The organism is Zhihengliuella halotolerans, assembly GCF_004217565.1.
GTDB lineage: Bacteria > Actinomycetota > Actinomycetes > Actinomycetales > Micrococcaceae > Zhihengliuella > Zhihengliuella halotolerans.
In genome coordinates, this window is record NZ_SHLA01000001.1 from 149,469 (window position 1) to 167,486 (window position 18,018).

An 18,018-nucleotide genomic window follows, 5' to 3' on the forward strand; every position below is an offset into this window, starting at 1 on the left:
GTGCTAGCACCTGCAACTGATCGGAGGGGCCATGGCTGCCACCCTGCACGACGTCGCCCGGATGGCCCAGGTGTCGATCAAGACCGTGTCGAACGTCATCAACGAGCGGCCGAACGTCGGCAGCGCCACGCGCGCCAAGGTCGAGGCCGCCATCGCTGAACTCGGCTACACACCCAACCTCACGGCCCGCGGCCTGCGCTCTGGCCGCAAGGGGGCGATCACGCTGGCCGTGCCCGATCTCGCGCTGAGCTACTTCGCCGAGCTCGCGGCCGAGGTGATCGCCGCTGCGGAAGCGGCCGGCGTCGTCGTACTGGTCGAGCAGACCGGCGGCGACCGCGAGCGCGAGCTGGCCCTGCTGAAGAGTCCGCGGCTGAACATGACCGACGGGCTGATCTTCTCGCCGCTCGGCATGGGGCAGGAGGACGTCGGCGCGCTCGAGGTCTCCTACCCACTCGTCATCCTGGGTGAGCGCATCTTCGAGGGGCCCGCAGATCACGTGACGATGCAGAACGTCGCCGCGGCGCGGGCGGCCACCGAGTACCTCCTCGATTCCGGGCGGCGCCGGATCGCCGTCGTCGGAGCGCACGAGGGTGAGGTCGTCGGCTCCGCCGGGCTCCGGCTGAGTGGCTACCGTGAGGCGCTCGCGGCCGCCGGCATCGAGTACGAACCGAACCTGATCGCCCATTCGGGGCTGTGGCACCGCGCCAACGGCGCCACCTGCATGCGCGAGCTGCTCGCGCGGGGTGTCGATTTCGACGCGGTCTTCGGGCTGAACGACACGCTCGCCCTGGGCGCGATGCGCGTGCTCCAGGAGGCGGGGATCTCCGTGCCCGCCGACGTCGCCGTTATGGGATTCGACGACCTCGAGGAGACGCCGTACTCGATCCCCTCGCTGACCACGGTTGATCCCGGCCGTGGCTGGATCGCCCGGACTGCGGTCAAGACGCTGTTGCAGCGCATCAACGATGCGGGCAGCGGCGGACCCGCCGAGACGCGGCTGGCCGAGTTCGAGATCCGGCGCCGAGAGTCTACTGCCGCCGCGTGAAGCGGGTCACGAAGACTACTTGACATAGATCACACCCGCCCTCATGATTGGTGGTACAACGTTTACAGTACAACGTTGTACTTGATGGCAGGCAGTACGGATCCGCGGGAGGCCGCGAGGGATGCGGCCGTCGGGAACAACGCTGATTCCACCTTGAGAGGAAGTAGAACCATGAAGTCCAAGACTTCGAGGGTTTTCGCCGCGACGCCGATCGCTGCTCTGTCGATCGCCGGCCTGGCGGCCTGCGGCGGCGAGACGGCGGCGAACTGCACCAACGAGATCCTGAAGGACGACGCGACTCAGGTCTCCGTCTGGGCCTGGTATCCCGCGTTTGAGCAGGTCGTCGACCACTTCAACGAAACGCACGACGACGTGCAGGTCTGCTGGACCAACGCCGGACAGGGCAACGATCAGTACACCAAGTTCTCGACGGCCATCGAGGCCGGCTCCGGCGCCCCGGACGTCATCATGCTCGAGGCCGAGGTGCTCTCCAGCTTCTCGATCCGCGACGCGCTGACGGATCTCTCCGAATACGGCGTCGCCGACATCGCCGGCAACTACACCGAGGGTGCCTGGAGCGACGTGTCCAGCGGCAACGCGGTCTACGCGGTCCCCGTCGACGGAGGCCCGATGGGCATGCTCTACCGCCAGGACATCCTGGACGAGTACGACATCGCCCCGCCGAAGACGTGGGACGAATTCCAGGCGGCGGCCGAGAAGCTTCAGAGTGAGGACGCCCCGGGCGTGCTGGCCAACTTCCCGACCAACGGGCGCGCCTTCAATCAGGCCCTCTTCGCCCAGGCGGGCTCGACGCCGTGGGAGTACGACTCCGCGAACCCGCAGGAGATCGGCATCGAGGTGAACGACCAGGCCTCCAAGGACGTCCTGAGCTACTGGCAAGGTCTCGTCGAGGACGATCTCGTCTCCACGGACGACGCGTTCACCGCGGACTACAACACCAAGCTCGTCGACGGCACCTACGCCATCTACCTGGCCGCCGCGTGGGGCCCGGGCTACCTGCAGGGCCTCTCCGATACCGATCCCGAGGCCGAATGGCGCGCGGCGCCCCTGCCGCAGTGGGACGAAGCGAACCCGGTCCAGGTCAACTGGGGCGGTTCGACCTTCGCCGTGACGGAGCAGGCCGACGACAAGGAGGCGGCCGCCATGGTCGCCAAGGAGATCTTCGGCACCGAGGAGGCCTGGAAGATCGGCATCGAGGAGGCGGCGCTCTTCCCGCTGTGGACGCCGATGCTCGAGTCGGACTACTTCCGCGACCTCGAGTACGAGTTCTTCGGCGGCCAGAAAATCAACGACGAGGTCTTCCTCGACTCCGCCCAGGGCTATGAGGGCTTCACCTTCAGCCCGTTCCAGAACTACGCCTACGACCAGCTCACCGAGCAGCTCTTCGCGATGACGGAAGGCGAGAAGGACGCGGACGCGGCCCTGGACGACCTCCAGACGAGCCTCGAGAAGTACGCCGCTGAACAGGGATTCACCCAGAAGTAGCAGGCTGCGGCGGGGGCCGGCTCCGGTCCCCGCCCGCCCGGCCGCCACTGCTGTTCCCGTTCGACTAGGAGAATCACTATGACCACCCAGGCCACGGAGCTGGACCAGGCGACGAGCCGTAAACTCGCCGCCTCGGGTTCGCTTCTCGTCCGGCGCCGCCAGCGTTGGGGATGGCTGTTTGTCTCGCCCTTCCTGCTGATCTTCGCGCTCTTCCTGATCATCCCGCTCGGCTACGCGTTCTGGATGAGCCTGTTCACCTCGACGCTGGCCACCGGCACCGAATTCACGGGCCTCGCCAACTACGTTCGCGCCTTCAACGACCCCCTCTTCATCGAAGGCATCCTGCGCGTGCTCGCCTACGGCGCCGTCATGATCCCGACCCAGCTCATCGTCGCGATCGTCGCCGCACTCGTGCTGGACACCCTCTCCACGTGGGTCTCGAAGCTCAGCCGCTTGCTGATCTTCGTTCCCTACGCGGTCCCCGTCGTCATCGGCGCCCTGATGTGGAGCTTCCTCTACAGCCCGCGTTTCGGCCCCGGCGCGACGATCTTCGATGCCTTCGGACTCCAGGCCCCGAACTTCCTCGGCCCGGACACGATCTTCTTCTCGCTGGTCAACATCGTCACCTGGCAGTGGGCCGGCTACTACATGGTGGTCGTCTACGCGGCCCTGCGCTCCATCGACCCCGCGATCTACGAAGCGGCCCGGATCGATGGCGCGAACGGGCTGCAGACCGCACTGCAGATCAAACTCCCGATGATCTCCTCCTCGATGGTCATGGTGGTCACGTTCGCCCTCATCGGCACCCTGCAGTTCTTCACCGAACCGGTCGTGATGCAGAGCATCGCCCAGGGCTCCATCGACGCCGCCTACACCCCGAACATGTACGCGTTCTCGCTCGCGTTCAGCTACAGCCAGTTCAACTACGCCTCGGCCATCGCGTTCTCGCTGGGCATCCTGGTGTTCATCGGGTCCTTCCTGTTCCTGTTCCTCACGCGCAAGCAGAGCGGTCTGAAGTGATGTCCACTCCCGTCCAAACATACAAACGCCGGCCCCGCGGCAAGCGCCGCATCGGAGCGCACGCGTTCCTGATCATCCTGGCGTTCTACTTCGTCATCCCGCTGTGGTGGCTCCTCGTGGCCGCCACGAAGGACACCGCCGGCCTCTTCGGCAGCCCCGCCTTCTGGTTCTCCGGGAACTTCGCGTTCTTCGAGAACATCGCCGGGCTCTTCCAGCACGACGGCGGCATCTACTGGCGCTGGCTCGGCAACTCGTTCCTGTACGCCTTCACGGCCGGCACCGGGGCGACGATCGTCGCCGTGCTGGCGGGGTATGGCTTCGCCAAGTTCCGCTTTCGCGGTTCCGGACCGGTCTTCACTCTCATCCTCGGCTCCGTCATGGTGCCGCTGACGGCCCTCGTGATCCCGACGTTCGTGCTGCTGAGCGACTACGGCATCATCAACACGCCGTGGGCGGTCATCCTGCCCTCGCTGCTGAATCCCTTCGGCGTCTACCTGATGCGCGTCTACACCCAGGACGCCGTCCCGGACGAGATTATGGAGGCCGCCAGGATCGACGGCGCCGGCGAAGTCCGCACGTTCTTCACCGTGGTGCTGCCCATGCTCCGCCCCGCGGTCGTGACGGTGCTGCTGCTCTCCGTCGTGGTCACGTGGAACAACTTCTTCCTGCCGCTTGCCGTCCTGACCGATCCCGAACTCCTGCCCGTCACCGTCGGCCTCAACCGGTGGACGGCGCTCTCCAACGCGGGTGCCGGTGGCGAGCAGGTCTGGAATCTCATCACCTCGGGTGCGTTCATCTCGATCGTCCCGCTCATCCTGTCCTTCCTCTTCCTGCAGCGGTACTGGCAGGGCGGCCTCGCCACCGGCGCCGTCAAGTAGCCGCGGCACCCGAAGCACTCCGTCAACGCCCCGGCCCAGGCCGGAGCGTGAGCCAACCATGACCACACCACACGTCACGAAAGCGATAACCATGACTGACGCATCCTTGACCGTCGACCCGCACTACGCCGTCGGGGAGGTCAAACGGCAGCTGTTCGGCGGCTTCGTCGAGCACCTCGGCCGCCACGTCTACGACGGGATCTACGAACCCGGCCACCCCTCCGCGGACGCCGACGGCTTCCGCCAGGACGTCATCGAGCTCGTCCGCGAGCTCGGAGTCTCCACGATCCGCTACCCCGGCGGGAACTTCGTCTCCGGCTTCGCCTGGGAGGACAGCGTCGGGCCGCGCGAGCAGCGCCCGCGCCGCCTCGACCTGGCGTGGCACTCGACCGAGACCAACGAGGTCGGCCTGCACGAGTTCTCCACGTGGCTCGAGAAGGTGGGCAGCGAGCTCATGCTCGCGGTCAACCTCGGCACGCGCGGCACCAAGGAAGCCCTCGAGCTGCTCGAGTACTCCAACCTGCCCTCCGGCACTGACCGCGCCGAGCAGCGCATCGCGAACGGACGTACCGAGCCCTTCGGCGTGAAGATGTGGTGCCTCGGCAACGAAATGGACGGCCCCTGGCAGGTCGGCCACCGCTCGGCGGAGGACTACGCCAAGATCGCCACGCAGACCGCCAAGGCCATGCGCATGTTGGATCCCGGCATCGAGCTCGTCGCCTGCGGCTCCTCGAGCGCGCACATGCCGACCTTCGGCGAGTGGGAGCGCACCGTCCTGACCCACGCGTACGACGACGTCGACTACATCTCCTGCCATGCGTACTACGAGGAGAAAGACGGCGACATCGGCTCCTTCCTGGCCTCCGCCGTCGACATGGACCGCTTCATCGAGACGGTGGTCGCCACAGCCGACCACGTGGGCGCCGTCCGCGGTTCGCAGAAGAAGATCAACATCTCCTTCGACGAGTGGAACGTCTGGTACCAGTCACGCTTCGAGAACGTCGACAAGATCGAAGGGGTCGACAACTGGCCGGTCGCCCCGCGCCTGCTCGAAGACATCTACTCGGTCGCGGACGCCGTCGTGTTCGGCAACCTGATGATCTCACTGATCAACCACGCCGACCGCGTCACGAGCGCGTCACTGGCGCAGCTCGTGAACGTGATCGGCCCGATCATGACCGAGCCCGGCGGGCCGGCCTGGCGCCAGACCACGTTCTTCCCCTTCGCGCTGACGTCCCGCCTGGCCACGGGCCGCGCGCTTCAGCTCAAGCTGGACGCGCCGACCTACGTCTCGGAGCAGTACGGCGAGGTTTCGCTCGTGGACGCGGCGGCCACGTACGACGACGAGGCGAACCGCGCGGCCGTCTTCCTCGTCAACCGCAGCACCGAGGAGGCGGTCACCGTGACCGTCGACGTCGCTTTGCTCGGCGAGATCAGCCTTCTGGAGAGCCACACGCTCGCCGACGAGGACCGCAACGCGAAGAACACGCTCGAGAACCAGGAGCGCGTGTCCACCGCGGAGAACACGAGCGCGCGTATCCAGGACGGTCAGCTGACCATCACGCTGCCGCCCGTCTCCTGGACGGCGCTCGGCCTCGGCTGATCTGTCCCGGCGTCTCGCCACGGTGAGTGCGCCCAGGGCTTACGTAACCGCCGGCTAGTTGGTAATATTTAATTACGAACTAGTCGGCGGTTTCGGCATCTGCAACCACCGGCCGCGCGAGCTGCCGGACGCGAGAGGAAGAATGACTCATGGAAGCCAACTGGGCCGGAAACCTGACGTACGGCGCGCAGCGCATCGTTCATCCAGCCGACCGGGCGCAGCTGGTCGAGGCGCTCGCCGGTGCCGGGGAGGTGCGGGTGGTCGGGAGCCGGCATTCGTTCAACGACATCACCGACACGACCGGGACTCTGATCGCCACCGACCGGCTCCCGGCCGGCGTCGAGGTAGACGCTGCGGCGGGGGTGGTGCGCGTGGGCGGCGGCGTGCGCTACGGCGACCTCGCCGCGCTGCTCGACGGCCACGGCCTCGCCCTGCCGAACCTGGCCTCCCTGCCGCACATCTCCGTGGCGGGCGCGATCGCCACCGGGACGCACGGCTCCGGCGACCGGCTCGGGTCCCTGGCGACCTCGGTCCGCGCGCTGACCTTGCTGACACCGGGCGGCGACGAGGTTCGCTACGCCCGCGGAGACGAGGACTTCCCCGGGGCCGTGGTGCACCTTGGCGCGCTCGGCGTGGTCGTCGAGGTCGAGCTCGAGGTCGAGCCGGCGTACGACGTCGCCCAGACGGTCCACGAACGCCTCGGGTGGGATACTGCCGTCGAGCACTTGGACGCGCTGACCGCGAGCGCCACGAGTGTCAGCCTCTTCACCGATTGGAGTGCAGCCGGCCAGGTCGCACAGATCTGGACCAAACACCGCGCCGACGCCGGTGCGCCAGCGGCCGCCGACCTGCTGCCGGCGCTGGGAGCGACGCTCGCCGACGGCCCGCGCCACCCGGTGCCGGGCGGGGATGCCCGGGCGAGCACTGAACAGGGCGGAGTCGCGGGCAACTGGGCGCAGCGGCTGCCGCACTTCCGGCTCGAGTTCACCCCGTCCAGCGGCCGCGAGCTCCAGTCCGAGTACTTCGTCCCGCGCGCAGACGCGCCTGCGGCAATCGAGGCGTTCCGTTCGTTGGGGGATCGGATCAGCCCGCTGCTGCAGATCAGCGAGGTGCGGACGGTCCGGGCGGACGACCTGTGGCTCAGTCCGGCCAGGGGCCAGGACACCGTGGCGTTCCACTTCACGTGGCTGCCCGACCAACCGGCGGTCGGGGCCCTGCTGCCGCAGATCGAGGGGGCTCTGCCGCCGAGCGTGCGTCCGCACTGGGGCAAGCTCTGGCGGATGGATCCGGCGTTCGTCACGTCGCGCTTCCCGGACTGGGACCGCTTCGCCCGCCTCCGGGCGCAGCTGGACCCCGAGCGGCGCTTCGTCAACGGCTTCCTGCGCCGGCTCGGACTCTAAGCTCAGAGGCAAATGCACTTGCACTCTCGATGGGAGAGTGCCAATAATTGGTTTAGCACTCTGAAGCCTCGACTGCTAGACCGGGTGGTGTTGACCGCCGGGACTGCTCGGGTGACGGAGTGAACTGTGGATTGAGACAGCGAGGGTGCTCGCGGGCGTGTTCCGAATAACGCGCGCGTCGTGGGCCCGTCCGTCGCGGGCGTTGTCCTCAGTCCATTTCCACCGCTTGAATGTCCCGAAAGGACCACACGCCACCATGGCCAAGATGATTGCATTTGACGAGGAAGCTCGCCGCGGCCTCGAGCGCGGCCTGAACACCCTTGCCGACGCCGTGAAGGTGACGCTGGGCCCGCGCGGCCGCAACGTCGTGCTCGAGAAGAAGTGGGGCGCCCCGACCATCACGAACGACGGCGTCTCCATCGCCAAGGAGATCGAGCTCGACGAGCCGTACGAGAAGATCGGCGCAGAGCTGGTCAAGGAAGTCGCCAAGAAGACCGACGACGTCGCAGGTGACGGCACCACGACGGCCACCGTGCTGGCTCAGGCGCTCGTCAAGGAGGGCCTGCGCAACGTGGCCGCAGGTGCCGACCCGCTGTCCCTGAAGCGCGGCATCGAGAAGGCCGTCGCCGCTGTGACCGAGGAGCTCATCGCCTCCGCCAAGGAGATCGAGACGAAGGAGCAGATCGCTGCCACCGCGTCCATCTCCGCCGGCGACACCCAGATCGGCGGCCTCATCGCCGAAGCTCTGGACAAGGTCGGCAAGGAAGGCGTCATCACGGTCGAGGAGTCCAACACCTTCGGCCTGGACCTCGAGCTGACCGAGGGCATGCGCTTCGACAAGGGCTACATCTCCGCCTACTTCGTCTCCGACGCCGAGCGTCAGGAGACGGTGCTGGAGGACCCCTATATCCTCATCGTCAACTCGAAGATCTCGAACATCAAGGATATGGTCTCGGTCCTCGAGAAGGTCATGCAGTCGGGTAAGCCGCTCGTGATCATCGCCGAGGACGTCGAGGGCGAGGCCCTGGCCACCCTGGTTCTGAACAAGATCCAGGGCCGCTTCAAGTCCGTGGCCGTCAAGGCCCCGGGGTTCGGCGACCGCCGTAAGGCCATGCTGGCCGACATCGCCATCCTGACCGGCGGACAGGTCATCGCCGAAGAGGTCGGCCTCTCCCTGGAGAACGCCACCCTGGACCTGCTGGGCCAGGCCCGCAAGGTGGTCATCACCAAGGATGAGACCACGATCGTCGAGGGTGCCGGCTCCGCCGAGGAGATCGCCGGGCGCGTCAGCCAGATCCGCGCCGAGATCGCCAACACCGATTCCGACTACGATCGCGAGAAGCTCCAGGAGCGCCTCGCGAAGCTGGCCGGCGGCGTCGCCGTCATCAAGGCCGGCGCTGCAACCGAGGTCGAGCTCAAGGAGCGCAAGCACCGCATCGAGGATGCCGTGCGCAACGCCAAGGCGGCCGTCGAAGAGGGCATCGTCGCCGGCGGTGGCGTGGCCCTGATTCAGGCCGGCGCGCGCGCGTTCGGCAAGCTCGAGCTCACGGGCGACGAGGCGACCGGCGCGAACATCGTCAAGGTTGCCATCTCGGCTCCGCTGAAGCAGATCGCCTTCAACGCCGGCCTCGAGCCGGGCGTCGTCGCCGACAAGGTCAAGGGCCTCGAGCCCGGTTTCGGCCTGAACGCGGCCACCGGCGAGTACGAGGACCTGCTGGCCGCGGGCGTCAACGACCCGGTGAAGGTCACGCGCTCCGCACTGCAGAACGCGGCTTCCATCGCCGGCCTGTTCCTGACCACCGAAGCCGTCGTGGCCGACAAGCCGGAGAAGAACGCTCCGGCCGGCGGCGGCGACGACATGGGTGGCATGGGCGGTATGGGTGGCATGGGCGGCTTCTAAGCTCCAGCCGCTCGGACGCACCGAGTAAGAGAACGCGAGGCCGCGGCACCATCAGGTGCCGCGGCCTCGCGGCTTAACGACTGGAAGGCACCGGGGTCCCGTCCTGCAGGGACTCCAGCTCGCGCGCCAGGTTGGCGCGCGCGGCTGTCTCCCACAGGCGCCGACCGGTTCCCGTCCCGTACAGCGGGTCGAGCTCCAGCAGGGAGCGCACCACCCGCGCGCGGCCGCGTGCGAAGTCCGCGTCGGAGACCTGCGCGTAGTCCCGGCGAACCTCTTCGACGTAGCGGAGGTACTGCGGCCACGGGCGGGCGAGCACTTCGAGGTCGGCGTCGCACAGCAATCGGCCCGAGGCATCGTCCGGGGAAGGGGAGTGGTGCTCGGTCACGAGGACGAGGCGCCTGATCTCCTCCAGTTCCGCATCGCCCACGGCGCCGGGAAGCAGGAGCCGCACGAGCTCGGCGGAGGCACGCTCGTCCTGACCAGCAATGCCCTGATAGACGGCATCGTGGAACCACGCAGCCAGGTGGACCGCGCGCGGCGGTGCGCCGGCCGGTTCGCCCTCGGCGACCAGCAGGTCGACGGCGGCCAGTACCGCGAGGAGGTGCCCGCGGCCGTGGTAATTCCGATGCGGTTCGGACCACCGGGCCAGCAGGTCGGCGCCTACGTGCGGGTGATCCGGCAGCTGCTGGCTCCAGCGCGTCAAGAGGATCCGGTCGAGCTTCTCGGGCCGCTGCCGTGCGGGCACCCGCAGGCCGGAGGCGACCAGCCGGCGGACCAGCTCGGTCCCGGAGACGGGGGTCGCGCCGCGGGCGACGAGGTCCTCGTAGCGACGCTGCGGGACGTCGTAGTGGTCCCGGTCGAAGGCACGCGCGGGCAGCCCCGCAACAGAAGCGAACTCGTGCAGTTCATCGAGCGAGGCGTCGGAGACCACGTGGGAGAAGAGGGTCCCGTGCGCCGGCCAGAGTGGCGGATCGATCAGGATGGACATCTGCCCAGCCTAGCGCCCGCGCCGGGATTGGCCGCGGGCTGCCGAGGTTCAGTAGGTGAACATCGAGGCGTTCGCCGCCTCCGCGTCGTCGTACTGGTGCGAAGCGCGGCCGAGGGCCGTGTTGATGTTCGTCAGCGACTCCTCGACGCGCAGCTGCGTGTTCCGCCAGTCGGCGACGACCGACTGGAAGTTGGCCGCGGCGGCCCCGCGCCACGTGCCTTCGAGCTCCTGCAGGCTGGACTGCATCGTGTTGACCTCCGCACGGAGGCGCTCGATGGTGCCCTGCACGGACTGTGCCTTGGCGCGCATCTCGACGGTGTTGGCGGTGAACATGCTCATGATCTGCCCCTCGATTCGGTGTGCGGGCGGAGGTCCCGCCCGGCGGAGCCTGCCGACCCCGCACCTCGAGCCTAGGCGGGCCCCCGCTTCCGGAGACGGGATCGAGAGCGGCTGTGGACTACTCGAGGGGAGCGTCGGGCTGTGGACGAGCCGTGGCGGCTTCGTCGTCGTCCGGCATCGCCTCGAGCGGCAGGCGGATCGACATGGTCGTGCCGCCACCGGGCGTCTCGGTGAGGACGATCGAGCCGTCATGCTGGGCCGCGATGGCCGCGACGATCGCGAGGCCGAGGCCGGTGCCGCCCGTCTCGCGCTGCCGCGAGGAGTCGGCGCGGTAGAAGCGCTCGAAGACGCGGGCCGCGTCCTCCTCCGAAATGCCCGGCCCGTGGTCGCGGACCTCGAGCACCGCGTCCGAGCGTCCGTCGATCACGGGCAGCGTGCCGACGGCGACCTCGATCGGGGTGCCGTCAGGGGTGTAGCGCAGTGCGTTGGTCATCAGGTTCACCACGACCTGTCGCAAGCGGGACTCGTCGCCGCTCGTCGGGGCCGCGACCGGGATGCCGCCGTCGAGCCCGACGAGACGGACGCGGCGGTCGGGCGCGTTGACCCGGGCGTCCTCGACCGCGTCACTGCCCAGATGCAGGAGGTCGACGGGCACGCGTTCCAGGGGGCGCTGCTCGTCCAGGCGCGCGAGCGTCAGGAGGTCCTCGACGAGCTGACCCATGCGCTTGGCTTCGCCTTCGATGCGACCCATCGCCGAATCGAGGTGCTCGCGTTCGGCAAGCCCGCCGTGCCGGTACAGCTCCGAGTAGCCCTGGATCGTCACGAGCGGGGTGCGCAGTTCGTGGGAGGCGTCCTGGACGAACCGGCGCATCTTCCGCTCGGAGGCGGCCTGCGACCGGAAGGCGTGTTCGATATGGGCGAGCATCGCGTTCAGGGCGCGCGAGAGCCGGCCGACCTCCGTGTCGTGCGGGTATTCCTCCACACGTCGAGAGAGATCGCCTGCTGCGATCGCGGCGGCCGTGCGCTCGACGCGGATCAGCGGCCGAAACGCGCGGGTGGTGATGCCGTAGGCGATCAGGGACATGATGAGCGTCGCGAGCATGCCCGAGGTGACCATGGAACCGGCTGCGTCGGCGACGGTGTCCTCGACCTCGCTCAGCGGCAGGGCGATCGTGATGTAGCCGTTCCCGTTCGACATCTCGATCATGCGGTAGCGCCAGCCGCCGGAGTCAGGGGCGGTGCCTTCGGTCGTGAAGGCGAGATCGTGCACCGCCTCGACCTCCGCGACGGTGTGCTTGTCGATGACCGGTTTGTCGGCGCCCTCGATGCCCGGCAATTCGGCGAGGATCTCGCCGTCCTGATTCCGCAGCGTGCTGTGGAAACGCGTCAGGCCCAGGTTCGCCCACCGGTACGCGTTGTTGGTGTCCGAGCCTTCCGTCCAGACTTCGTAGAGCAGGTTCGCCATGGGGCTCGAGTTGCTCGCCAGGTCCGTATCCATCTGGTCGATCATGGTCACGCGCAGCGAAAAAGACGCGGTGAACACGGTCGCAACCACGCCCAGCGTCATCAACAGCGCCATGAGCGCCACGAGTTTCGAGCGCAGGGAGACCTGGCGGAAGAGGCGAGTCATCGAGCCCATCCTACGACGGGCGGGTCAGCGGCGGTCGGCGGAACGCAGTACGTAGCCCACGCCGCGCTTGGTCTGGATCATCGGGGTCCAGTCCTCGTGCGCGTCGATCTTGCGGCGGAGGTAGGAGATGTAGGATTCGACGATCGAGGCGTCGCCGTTGAAGTCGTACTCCCACACGTGGTCGAGGATCTGCGCCTTGGACAGTACCCGGTTCGGGTTCATCATCAGGTAGCGGAGGAGTTTGAATTCGGTAGGGGACAAATCCACCACGACGCCGGCGCGGCGCACCTCGTGCGCGTCGTCGTCCAGCTCGAGGTCATCGACGCGGATGATCGCGGCCTCGTCCTCGAAGGGCTGCGTGCGGCGCAACACGGCGCGAATGCGCGCCACGACCTCGTCGAGGCTGAACGGCTTGGTCACGTAGTCGTCGCCGCCGACGGTGAGGCCGGTGACCTTGTCGTCGGTGCCGTCGCGGGCCGTGAGAAACAGGACCGGGAAGTGGCGGCCGGCCGCGCGGAGTTTGCGCGTCACGGCGAAGCCGTCCAGGTCGGGCAGCATGACGTCCAGCACGGCGAGGTCGGGCTGTTCGCGCTCGGCGATCTCGAGGGCTTCGCGCCCGCTGCCGGCGGCGAAGACCTCGAACCCGGCGAAACGCAGGGACGTCGAGAGCAGCTCGCGAATGTTCGGTTCGTCGTCGACGACGAGCAGTCGGGCCTCAGGAGTTTTCTCAGTCATGCTCCCAGTGTGTGCTTCGAAACTGGGAGCCGCCTGAATGTTTCTTGATCGGTGGCGCGGTCCGCCCCGAGTGTCGGCGGAGTGCGCGTCCTCGCGCGCTCAGCGCCGGCGGCGGTCCCGAAGGTTCAGGATCAGGCCGAGCACCATCAGGGCGAATGCGAGCGGCAGCCCGTAGAGGCCGATCCAGTAGAGGGCCGGCCAGGCCGGTCCGCCGGCGGCGTAGGAGACCAGGATGGCGGCCAGACAGGCCAGGGAGGCGATGGCCGTGGCGGCCGCCATGATCAGGACCCAGCGGGAGGTGGGGCGTGCTTCGTCGCGCTTCTTCACGGCGTTAAACGTACACAGCCGTCTATCAGGCGCAAAGTCCTGAAACGGTCGTTCGTGCCGTACTCTAGAGAGACAGACTTCCCCAGCTCGGGACGCCCTGAGCGCGATCGACCGCGCCGGCGCCGCTGGGAACCCGGAGCGGGGCACCAGAGAAATAGGTGCACCGCCGAATGCGAGAACGAGGTAAGTAGAAGTGCCTGTAGGCAAGGTCAAGTGGTATGAACCGGCGAAGGGATTCGGATTCCTCGTCGCAGAGGACGGCCAGGAAGTCTACCTTCCGGCGTCAGCGCTGCCCTCCGGGATCAGCGAGGTGCGGGCCGGAACGCGTATGGAGTTCGGCATCGCGGAGGGCCGCAAAGGTGCTCAGGCGCTGTCGGTGAGGATTCTCGACAAGGCTCCGTCGGTGGCGCGCGCCAAGCGCAAGCCCGCCGAGGCGCAGGCCGTCATCGTCGAGGATCTCATCCGTCTTCTGGACGGCATCTCCGACGGGCTGCGCAAGGGCCGCTATCCGGAGAAGCGCCAGAGTGCCAAGATCGCGACCGTGCTCCGCGCCGTCGCAGACGACCTGGACGCTTAGGCCATGGCCCGGACCCCGAAACTGGACGATGTGCTGGCCGCGGACGTGGCGAGCGCACGCGAGGCACTCGCGCGCCAGATTCCCGACGGGCAGATCGGTGAGCACCTGGGCGTCAGCGCCGAGGGCGACCGGCTCGTCCTGCACCGGTTCGCGGCCAAGATGCGCGGATACGCCGGCTGGCACTGGTACGTCACGCTGGCGAGGGGCCCACGGGTCAAGGTCGCGACGGTGTGCGATTCCGGTCTCCTGCCCGGTCAGGACGCGCTGTTGGCCCCGGCGTGGGTGCCGTGGGCTGAACGCGTCGCGCCGGAGGAGCTCGCCGAACAGAAGGCACGCGACGAGTCCGAGGCGGCCGAAGCGGCGGCCGCTGCCGAGCCCGCGGCGTCCGCGGGGGAGGAGCACGACGACGCGACGAGCGTCCCGGAGGCTCCGGCCGAGGCGGCCGAAGAGCCCGAGGCCGCACCCGCGGACGCAGAAACCGACGCCCCGGACGATGGCGCTTCCGAGCCCGAGGACGACGAGGAGGACGGCCCCACCCGCCCGCGCCGTCGTCGTCGTCCGCGCCGCAGGCAGCGCTCGACCTCCTGAACACGGTCCGCCGAACGGTGGCGACCACCACGCAGAAACGCCCGGGCCGCACCGAATGGTGCGGCCCGGGCGTTCGCGCGTCCGGCGGTGTCTAGAGGTTCTCGAGCACGTAGTCGATGCAGCGCGTCAGCGCGGTGACGTCGTCTGGTTCGATAGCGACGAACGTCGCGATGCGCAGCTGGTTGCGGCCCAGCTTGCGGTACGGCTCCGTGTCCACGACGCCGTTGGCGCGCAGGGCCTTCGAGATCGCTGCCGCGTCGACCGAGTCGTCGAAGTCGATGGTGGCGATGACGTTCGAGCGGTCCTCGGCCGCGACGACGTAGGGCGTCGCGACCGAGGAGGCCTCGGCCCAGCCGTAGATGCGCGAGGCGGAATCCGCGGTGCGGGCCGTGGCCCAGTCGAGGCCGCCATGGGAGCGGATCCAGGAAATCTGGTCGTCGAGGGTGACGAGCGTCGACAGGCTCGGGGTGTTGTAGGTCTGGTTCTTCGAGGAGTTGTCGATTGCGGTCTTCAGATCCAGGAAGTCCGGGACCCAGCGGTCGGAGGCCGCGATGCGCTCGGCGCGCTCGAGCGCGGCCGGGGAGAACAGTGCCAGCCACAGGCCGCCGTCGGACGCGAAGTTCTTCTGCGGGGCGAAGTAGTAGACGTCCGTCTCGGAGACGTCGACGTCGAGGCCGCCTGCCGCGCTGGTCGCATCCACCACGACCAGCGAGCCCGCGTCGGCTCCCGCAACGCGCTTGACCGGGGCTGCGACGCCGGTCGAGGTCTCGTTCTGGGGCCAGGCGTAGAGGTCGACACCGGGCTCGGCGACCGGATCCGGGCGCGTGCCCGGAGCGGACGTGATGATCGAGGAGCTCGCGAGGAACGGCGCGTTGTTGGTGGCCTTGGCGAACTTCGAGCCGAACTCGCCGAAGGAGAGATGCTGGGCCTTGTTCTCCACGAGACCGAAGGAGGCGATGTCCCAGAAGGCGGTGGAACCGCCGACGCCGAGGACGACCTCGTAACCCTCGGGGGCTTTGAAAAGGTCGAGCAGGCCCTCCTGGACGGACTTCACGAGGTTCTTCACCGGAGCCTGGCGGTGGGAGGTGCCGAGGACGGAGGTGCCGGCCGCGAGCAGAGCGTCGAGCTGGCCGCGGCGCACCTTCGATGGCCCGGCACCGAACCGCCCGTCGGCTGGCAGCAGGTTGTCGGGAATGGTCAGTTGTTCGCTCACGCTGGCTCCTGCGGTAGGTGATCGCCGTTCGAGGCCGGTCACGGCCGATTGATATGCGCGCGCGACCTCAGAAGGAGGCGGAACGCGCTGCTTCTATGTTCACCCAGCGCGAGGTCCAAACCGGAACCCGGGAAGGATTGTTAACGCGGGGTAGAGTTGGGCCCAGCTGTAAGACACCCTTCGAATGCCGTCCGGGAGCCACCTACGTGACCGACCTGATTGATACAACAGAGATGTACTTGAGGACCATTCTGGAACTCGAGGAGGAGCGGATCACCGCTCTGCGCGCACGCATCGCGGAGCGGTTGGGGCACTCCGGCCCGACCGTGTCTCAGACCGTCGCGCGCATGGAGCGCGACGGCCTCCTCGTCGTCTCCAAAGACCGCCACCTCGAGCTGACGGGCGCCGGGCGCCAGCTGGCGACCGAGGTCATGCGCAAGCACCGGTTGGCGGAACGGCTGCTCTCCGACGTCATCGGGCTCGAGTGGGAGTACGTGCACGACGAGGCCTGCCGCTGGGAGCACGTCATGAGCGAGCGGGTCGAGCGTCGGCTCTACGAACTGCTGGGCCAGCCCTCCGAATCGCCCTACGGGAACCCGATCCCCGGTCTGGACGCGTTGGGCGGGCCGGTCGGCGCTGACTTCGGCCGCGGCGTGCAGAACCTCGAGGATGCCTTGACGGGCGGGGAAGCCGGGCCCGTCAAGGTCCTGCGACTGGCGGAGACCATCCAGGTCGACCCGGTGCTGCTGGGTCAGCTGAACGAGGGCGGAATCCGGCCGGGCGCCACGGTCACGCTCGAGCGCGCGGGGGACTACGTCGTCGTGCGCGTGGAGGGCGTCGAAGGGGCCCTCGAGCTGCCCGCCGAGGTCAGCACCCACGTTTTCGTGGAGCACAGCGAATAACGAAACCAGCCGTGACGCAGAAAACGATAACGGAATTGTAACTTTGTAGCGTCTCCGTTATCGTTGATAACAGCTGGGACTAGTCCCTGCCACCGGATCCCGAGTTCGCCGAGCTCTGCCGTCGGGATCCGTCGAACCGAACACTTTCGGCAGAGGCGGGGGAACCATACTTTCGCGGGAGCGAAGCGCACGGGTCAGACCTGTGCCGCGCGCCCTTGGGGTGAAGCCAGTCAATCTCCACGTTGGGGGAATGGCGGCCGGATGCATCTCACATCCGAATCCGACAGCTAACTTCGCAGGCTCTCTGAGAGGTAAACGATTGACTGAGAACATGTCCAACGGACGCGAGCCGGCGTCCGGCGGCAGCGCCGCGCACGACGCGCCGCTCCGTCGTCCCCGCGGCGCCGAGCGCCGCAGCCTGCAGGTCGGTGCGGCCCCGCACGAGCGCGCCACGACCGCAGGCCCCGCCCAGATCGGCCGCCGCTTCAAGGCCGGCCTGCGCTACACCGGCGTCGAAACCGCCCAGCTCGACGAGTTGGCCGCCCAGGCCGAGGCCTCCGCGCCCGCCGCCGCTGCACCCGTCGTCGACCTGCACGAGCGCCGTCTTGCGCGTCCGCAGCGCCGGACCAGAATCGCCGCCAGCCACAAGTTCGCCGCCGCGGCGGCCGTCTCCGGCCTCGCGTTGACCGCGGCTTGGCCCCAGCTGAACGATCCCGGCACGGAAGCGCGCGCCAAGGCGGAGGCCCAGGCCACGGTTGAGGACGTCGTCGTGCCCGCCGCAGACGACTTCGACATCGAGCTGGCCTCCGTGCAGGGGGCTGTCAGCGAAGAGAACGCACTGGACCAGGTGATGACGGCTGCGGCCGGAGACATCACCAAGGTGGAGACCGCCGGCGTGCTCGCGCAGCCGCTCGACACGGTTCGCATCACGTCCCGCTTCGGCTACCGGGCGAACCCGTGGGGCGGCGCCGGCATGGTCAACCACATCGGACAGGACTACGGCATCGCCTGCGGCACCCCGGTGAAGGCCGCTGCCGCCGGAACGGTCGTCCAGGCCGAGTACGCCGGGCACTCGGGCAACCGCGTGCGCGTCGACCACGGCAACGGCCTCGAGACGACCTACAACCACAACACGTCGTTGAAGGTCGCCGTTGGCGACAAGATCGAGCGCGGCGATGTCGTCTCCCTGAGTGGGACGACCGGCAACTCGACTGGATGCCACCTGCACTTCGAGGTCCTCGTCGACGGCACGGCCGTCGATCCGGCCGGTTGGTTGTAGTTTCAAACTGGCGAGACCAGAAAAATATCTTTCCGTGACCTTAACGTGACATTCGGTTCGGATTCGTATATCGTTGACGACGTGCTGG

General features: G+C 68.0%; 17 protein-coding genes and 1 riboswitch. Of the genes, 11 read left to right on the forward strand and 6 right to left on the reverse strand.

What is annotated here, in order from left to right; all coding sequences use genetic code 11:
* Window positions 1–31: 31 nt before the first annotated feature.
* From EV380_RS00650 to groL, 7 genes are all read left to right on the forward strand, one after another.
* The gene (locus EV380_RS00650) at window positions 32–1,045 is read left to right on the forward strand and encodes a LacI family DNA-binding transcriptional regulator (RefSeq protein WP_130448629.1); all 1,014 of its coding nucleotides are present in this window, start codon (window positions 32–34) and stop codon (window positions 1,043–1,045) included.
* 171 nt (window positions 1,046–1,216) lie between these two features.
* Window positions 1,217–2,551, forward strand: a complete 1,335-nt coding sequence (locus tag EV380_RS00655; protein ID WP_165391859.1) for an ABC transporter substrate-binding protein — start codon at window positions 1,217–1,219, stop codon at window positions 2,549–2,551.
* A gap of 78 nt (window positions 2,552–2,629) precedes the next feature.
* Window positions 2,630–3,571 carry a carbohydrate ABC transporter permease gene (locus EV380_RS00660; RefSeq protein ID WP_102161203.1) on the forward strand — a complete coding sequence of 314 codons (942 nt, stop codon included), beginning with the start codon at window positions 2,630–2,632 and terminating at the stop codon, window positions 3,569–3,571.
* Window positions 3,571–4,449, forward strand: coding sequence for a carbohydrate ABC transporter permease (locus EV380_RS00665; protein WP_102161201.1), 879 nt, complete (start codon window positions 3,571–3,573; stop codon window positions 4,447–4,449). The genes EV380_RS00660 and EV380_RS00665 overlap by 1 nt, the downstream gene beginning before the upstream one ends.
* Window positions 4,450–4,540: 91 nt before the next feature.
* On the forward strand, window positions 4,541–6,052 hold the full coding sequence (arfA, locus tag EV380_RS00670) for an arabinosylfuranosidase ArfA (protein ID WP_130448633.1): 1,512 nt from the start codon (window positions 4,541–4,543) through the stop codon (window positions 6,050–6,052).
* A gap of 149 nt (window positions 6,053–6,201) precedes the next feature.
* On the forward strand, window positions 6,202–7,452 hold the full coding sequence (locus EV380_RS00675; protein ID WP_130448635.1) for an FAD-binding protein: 1,251 nt from the start codon (window positions 6,202–6,204) through the stop codon (window positions 7,450–7,452).
* A 256-nt stretch (window positions 7,453–7,708) separates the two neighbouring features.
* On the forward strand, window positions 7,709–9,352 hold the full coding sequence (groL, locus tag EV380_RS00680; protein WP_102161192.1) for a chaperonin GroEL: 1,644 nt from the start codon (window positions 7,709–7,711) through the stop codon (window positions 9,350–9,352).
* 73 nt (window positions 9,353–9,425) lie between these two features.
* Here the strand turns inward: groL and EV380_RS00685 are convergent, their stop codons facing one another.
* The 5 genes from EV380_RS00685 to EV380_RS00705 all read right to left on the reverse strand — a co-directional run bounded on the left by EV380_RS00685 (window position 9,426) and on the right by EV380_RS00705 (window position 13,371).
* Window positions 9,426–10,340: a DUF4031 domain-containing protein gene (locus EV380_RS00685; RefSeq protein WP_130448637.1), complete on the reverse strand. Its 915-nt coding sequence runs from the start codon at window positions 10,338–10,340 to the stop codon at window positions 9,426–9,428.
* A 48-nt stretch (window positions 10,341–10,388) separates the two neighbouring features.
* Window positions 10,389–10,679: a WXG100 family type VII secretion target gene (locus EV380_RS00690; protein WP_130448639.1), complete on the reverse strand. Its 291-nt coding sequence runs from the start codon at window positions 10,677–10,679 to the stop codon at window positions 10,389–10,391.
* A gap of 118 nt (window positions 10,680–10,797) precedes the next feature.
* Window positions 10,798–12,309 (reverse strand): sensor histidine kinase, encoded by a 1,512-nt coding sequence (locus EV380_RS00695; protein WP_308409812.1) that lies wholly within the window; start codon window positions 12,307–12,309, stop codon window positions 10,798–10,800.
* Between the two features lie 24 nt (window positions 12,310–12,333).
* Window positions 12,334–13,044, reverse strand: a complete 711-nt coding sequence (locus tag EV380_RS00700; RefSeq protein ID WP_102161171.1) for a response regulator transcription factor — start codon at window positions 13,042–13,044, stop codon at window positions 12,334–12,336.
* A gap of 99 nt (window positions 13,045–13,143) precedes the next feature.
* Complete coding sequence (locus tag EV380_RS00705) at window positions 13,144–13,371, reverse strand: hypothetical protein (protein WP_102161170.1); 228 nt, start codon at window positions 13,369–13,371, stop codon at window positions 13,144–13,146.
* A gap of 193 nt (window positions 13,372–13,564) precedes the next feature.
* Between EV380_RS00705 and EV380_RS00710 the strand changes: the two genes are divergently transcribed.
* Together EV380_RS00710 and EV380_RS00715 are read left to right on the forward strand one after the other, a co-directional pair.
* Window positions 13,565–13,948 (forward strand): cold-shock protein, encoded by a 384-nt coding sequence (locus EV380_RS00710; protein WP_130448641.1) that lies wholly within the window; start codon window positions 13,565–13,567, stop codon window positions 13,946–13,948.
* Window positions 13,949–13,951: 3 nt separating this feature from the next.
* Window positions 13,952–14,536 carry a DUF3027 domain-containing protein gene (locus EV380_RS00715; RefSeq protein WP_102161166.1) on the forward strand — a complete coding sequence of 195 codons (585 nt, stop codon included), beginning with the start codon at window positions 13,952–13,954 and terminating at the stop codon, window positions 14,534–14,536.
* Between the two features lie 91 nt (window positions 14,537–14,627).
* Here the strand turns inward: EV380_RS00715 and serC are convergent, their stop codons facing one another.
* Window positions 14,628–15,749: a phosphoserine transaminase gene (gene serC / locus EV380_RS00720; RefSeq protein WP_130448643.1), complete on the reverse strand. Its 1,122-nt coding sequence runs from the start codon at window positions 15,747–15,749 to the stop codon at window positions 14,628–14,630.
* Window positions 15,750–15,955: 206 nt separating this feature from the next.
* On the opposite strand from serC, the gene EV380_RS00725 reads away from it, so the two are divergent.
* Both EV380_RS00725 and EV380_RS00730 read left to right on the forward strand, forming a co-directional pair.
* Window positions 15,956–16,651 (forward strand): iron-dependent transcriptional repressor DtxR, encoded by a 696-nt coding sequence (locus EV380_RS00725; protein WP_102161161.1) that lies wholly within the window; start codon window positions 15,956–15,958, stop codon window positions 16,649–16,651.
* A gap of 124 nt (window positions 16,652–16,775) precedes the next feature.
* Window positions 16,776–16,967, forward strand: a riboswitch (cyclic di-AMP (ydaO/yuaA leader).
* Between the two features lie 15 nt (window positions 16,968–16,982).
* Window positions 16,983–17,930, forward strand: a complete 948-nt coding sequence (locus EV380_RS00730) for a M23 family metallopeptidase (protein WP_242607453.1) — start codon at window positions 16,983–16,985, stop codon at window positions 17,928–17,930.
* The last annotated feature ends 88 nt before the right edge of the window (window positions 17,931–18,018 follow it).

Bases quoted from the DNA above. Each gene is read 5' to 3' on its own strand.
- EV380_RS00700 (WP_102161171.1), bottom strand. From the start codon at position 13,044: ATGACTGAGAAAACTCCTGAGGCCCGACTGCTCGTCGTCGACGACGAA.
- EV380_RS00695 (WP_308409812.1), bottom strand. From the start codon at position 12,309: ATGACTCGCCTCTTCCGCCAGGTCTCCCTGCGCTCGAAACTCGTGGCG.
- groL (WP_102161192.1), top strand. From the start codon at position 7,709: ATGGCCAAGATGATTGCATTTGACGAGGAAGCTCGCCGCGGCCTCGAG.
- arfA (WP_130448633.1), top strand. From the start codon at position 4,541: ATGACTGACGCATCCTTGACCGTCGACCCGCACTACGCCGTCGGGGAG.
- EV380_RS00690 (WP_130448639.1), bottom strand. From the start codon at position 10,679: ATGAGCATGTTCACCGCCAACACCGTCGAGATGCGCGCCAAGGCACAG.
- EV380_RS00730 (WP_242607453.1), top strand. From the start codon at position 16,983: ATGTCCAACGGACGCGAGCCGGCGTCCGGCGGCAGCGCCGCGCACGAC.
- EV380_RS00660 (WP_102161203.1), top strand. From the start codon at position 2,630: ATGACCACCCAGGCCACGGAGCTGGACCAGGCGACGAGCCGTAAACTC.
- EV380_RS00665 (WP_102161201.1), top strand. From the start codon at position 3,571: ATGTCCACTCCCGTCCAAACATACAAACGCCGGCCCCGCGGCAAGCGC.
- EV380_RS00650 (WP_130448629.1), top strand. From the start codon at position 32: ATGGCTGCCACCCTGCACGACGTCGCCCGGATGGCCCAGGTGTCGATC.
- EV380_RS00655 (WP_165391859.1), top strand. From the start codon at position 1,217: ATGAAGTCCAAGACTTCGAGGGTTTTCGCCGCGACGCCGATCGCTGCT.
- EV380_RS00715 (WP_102161166.1), top strand. From the start codon at position 13,952: ATGGCCCGGACCCCGAAACTGGACGATGTGCTGGCCGCGGACGTGGCG.
- EV380_RS00675 (WP_130448635.1), top strand. From the start codon at position 6,202: ATGGAAGCCAACTGGGCCGGAAACCTGACGTACGGCGCGCAGCGCATC.
- EV380_RS00685 (WP_130448637.1), bottom strand. From the start codon at position 10,340: ATGTCCATCCTGATCGATCCGCCACTCTGGCCGGCGCACGGGACCCTC.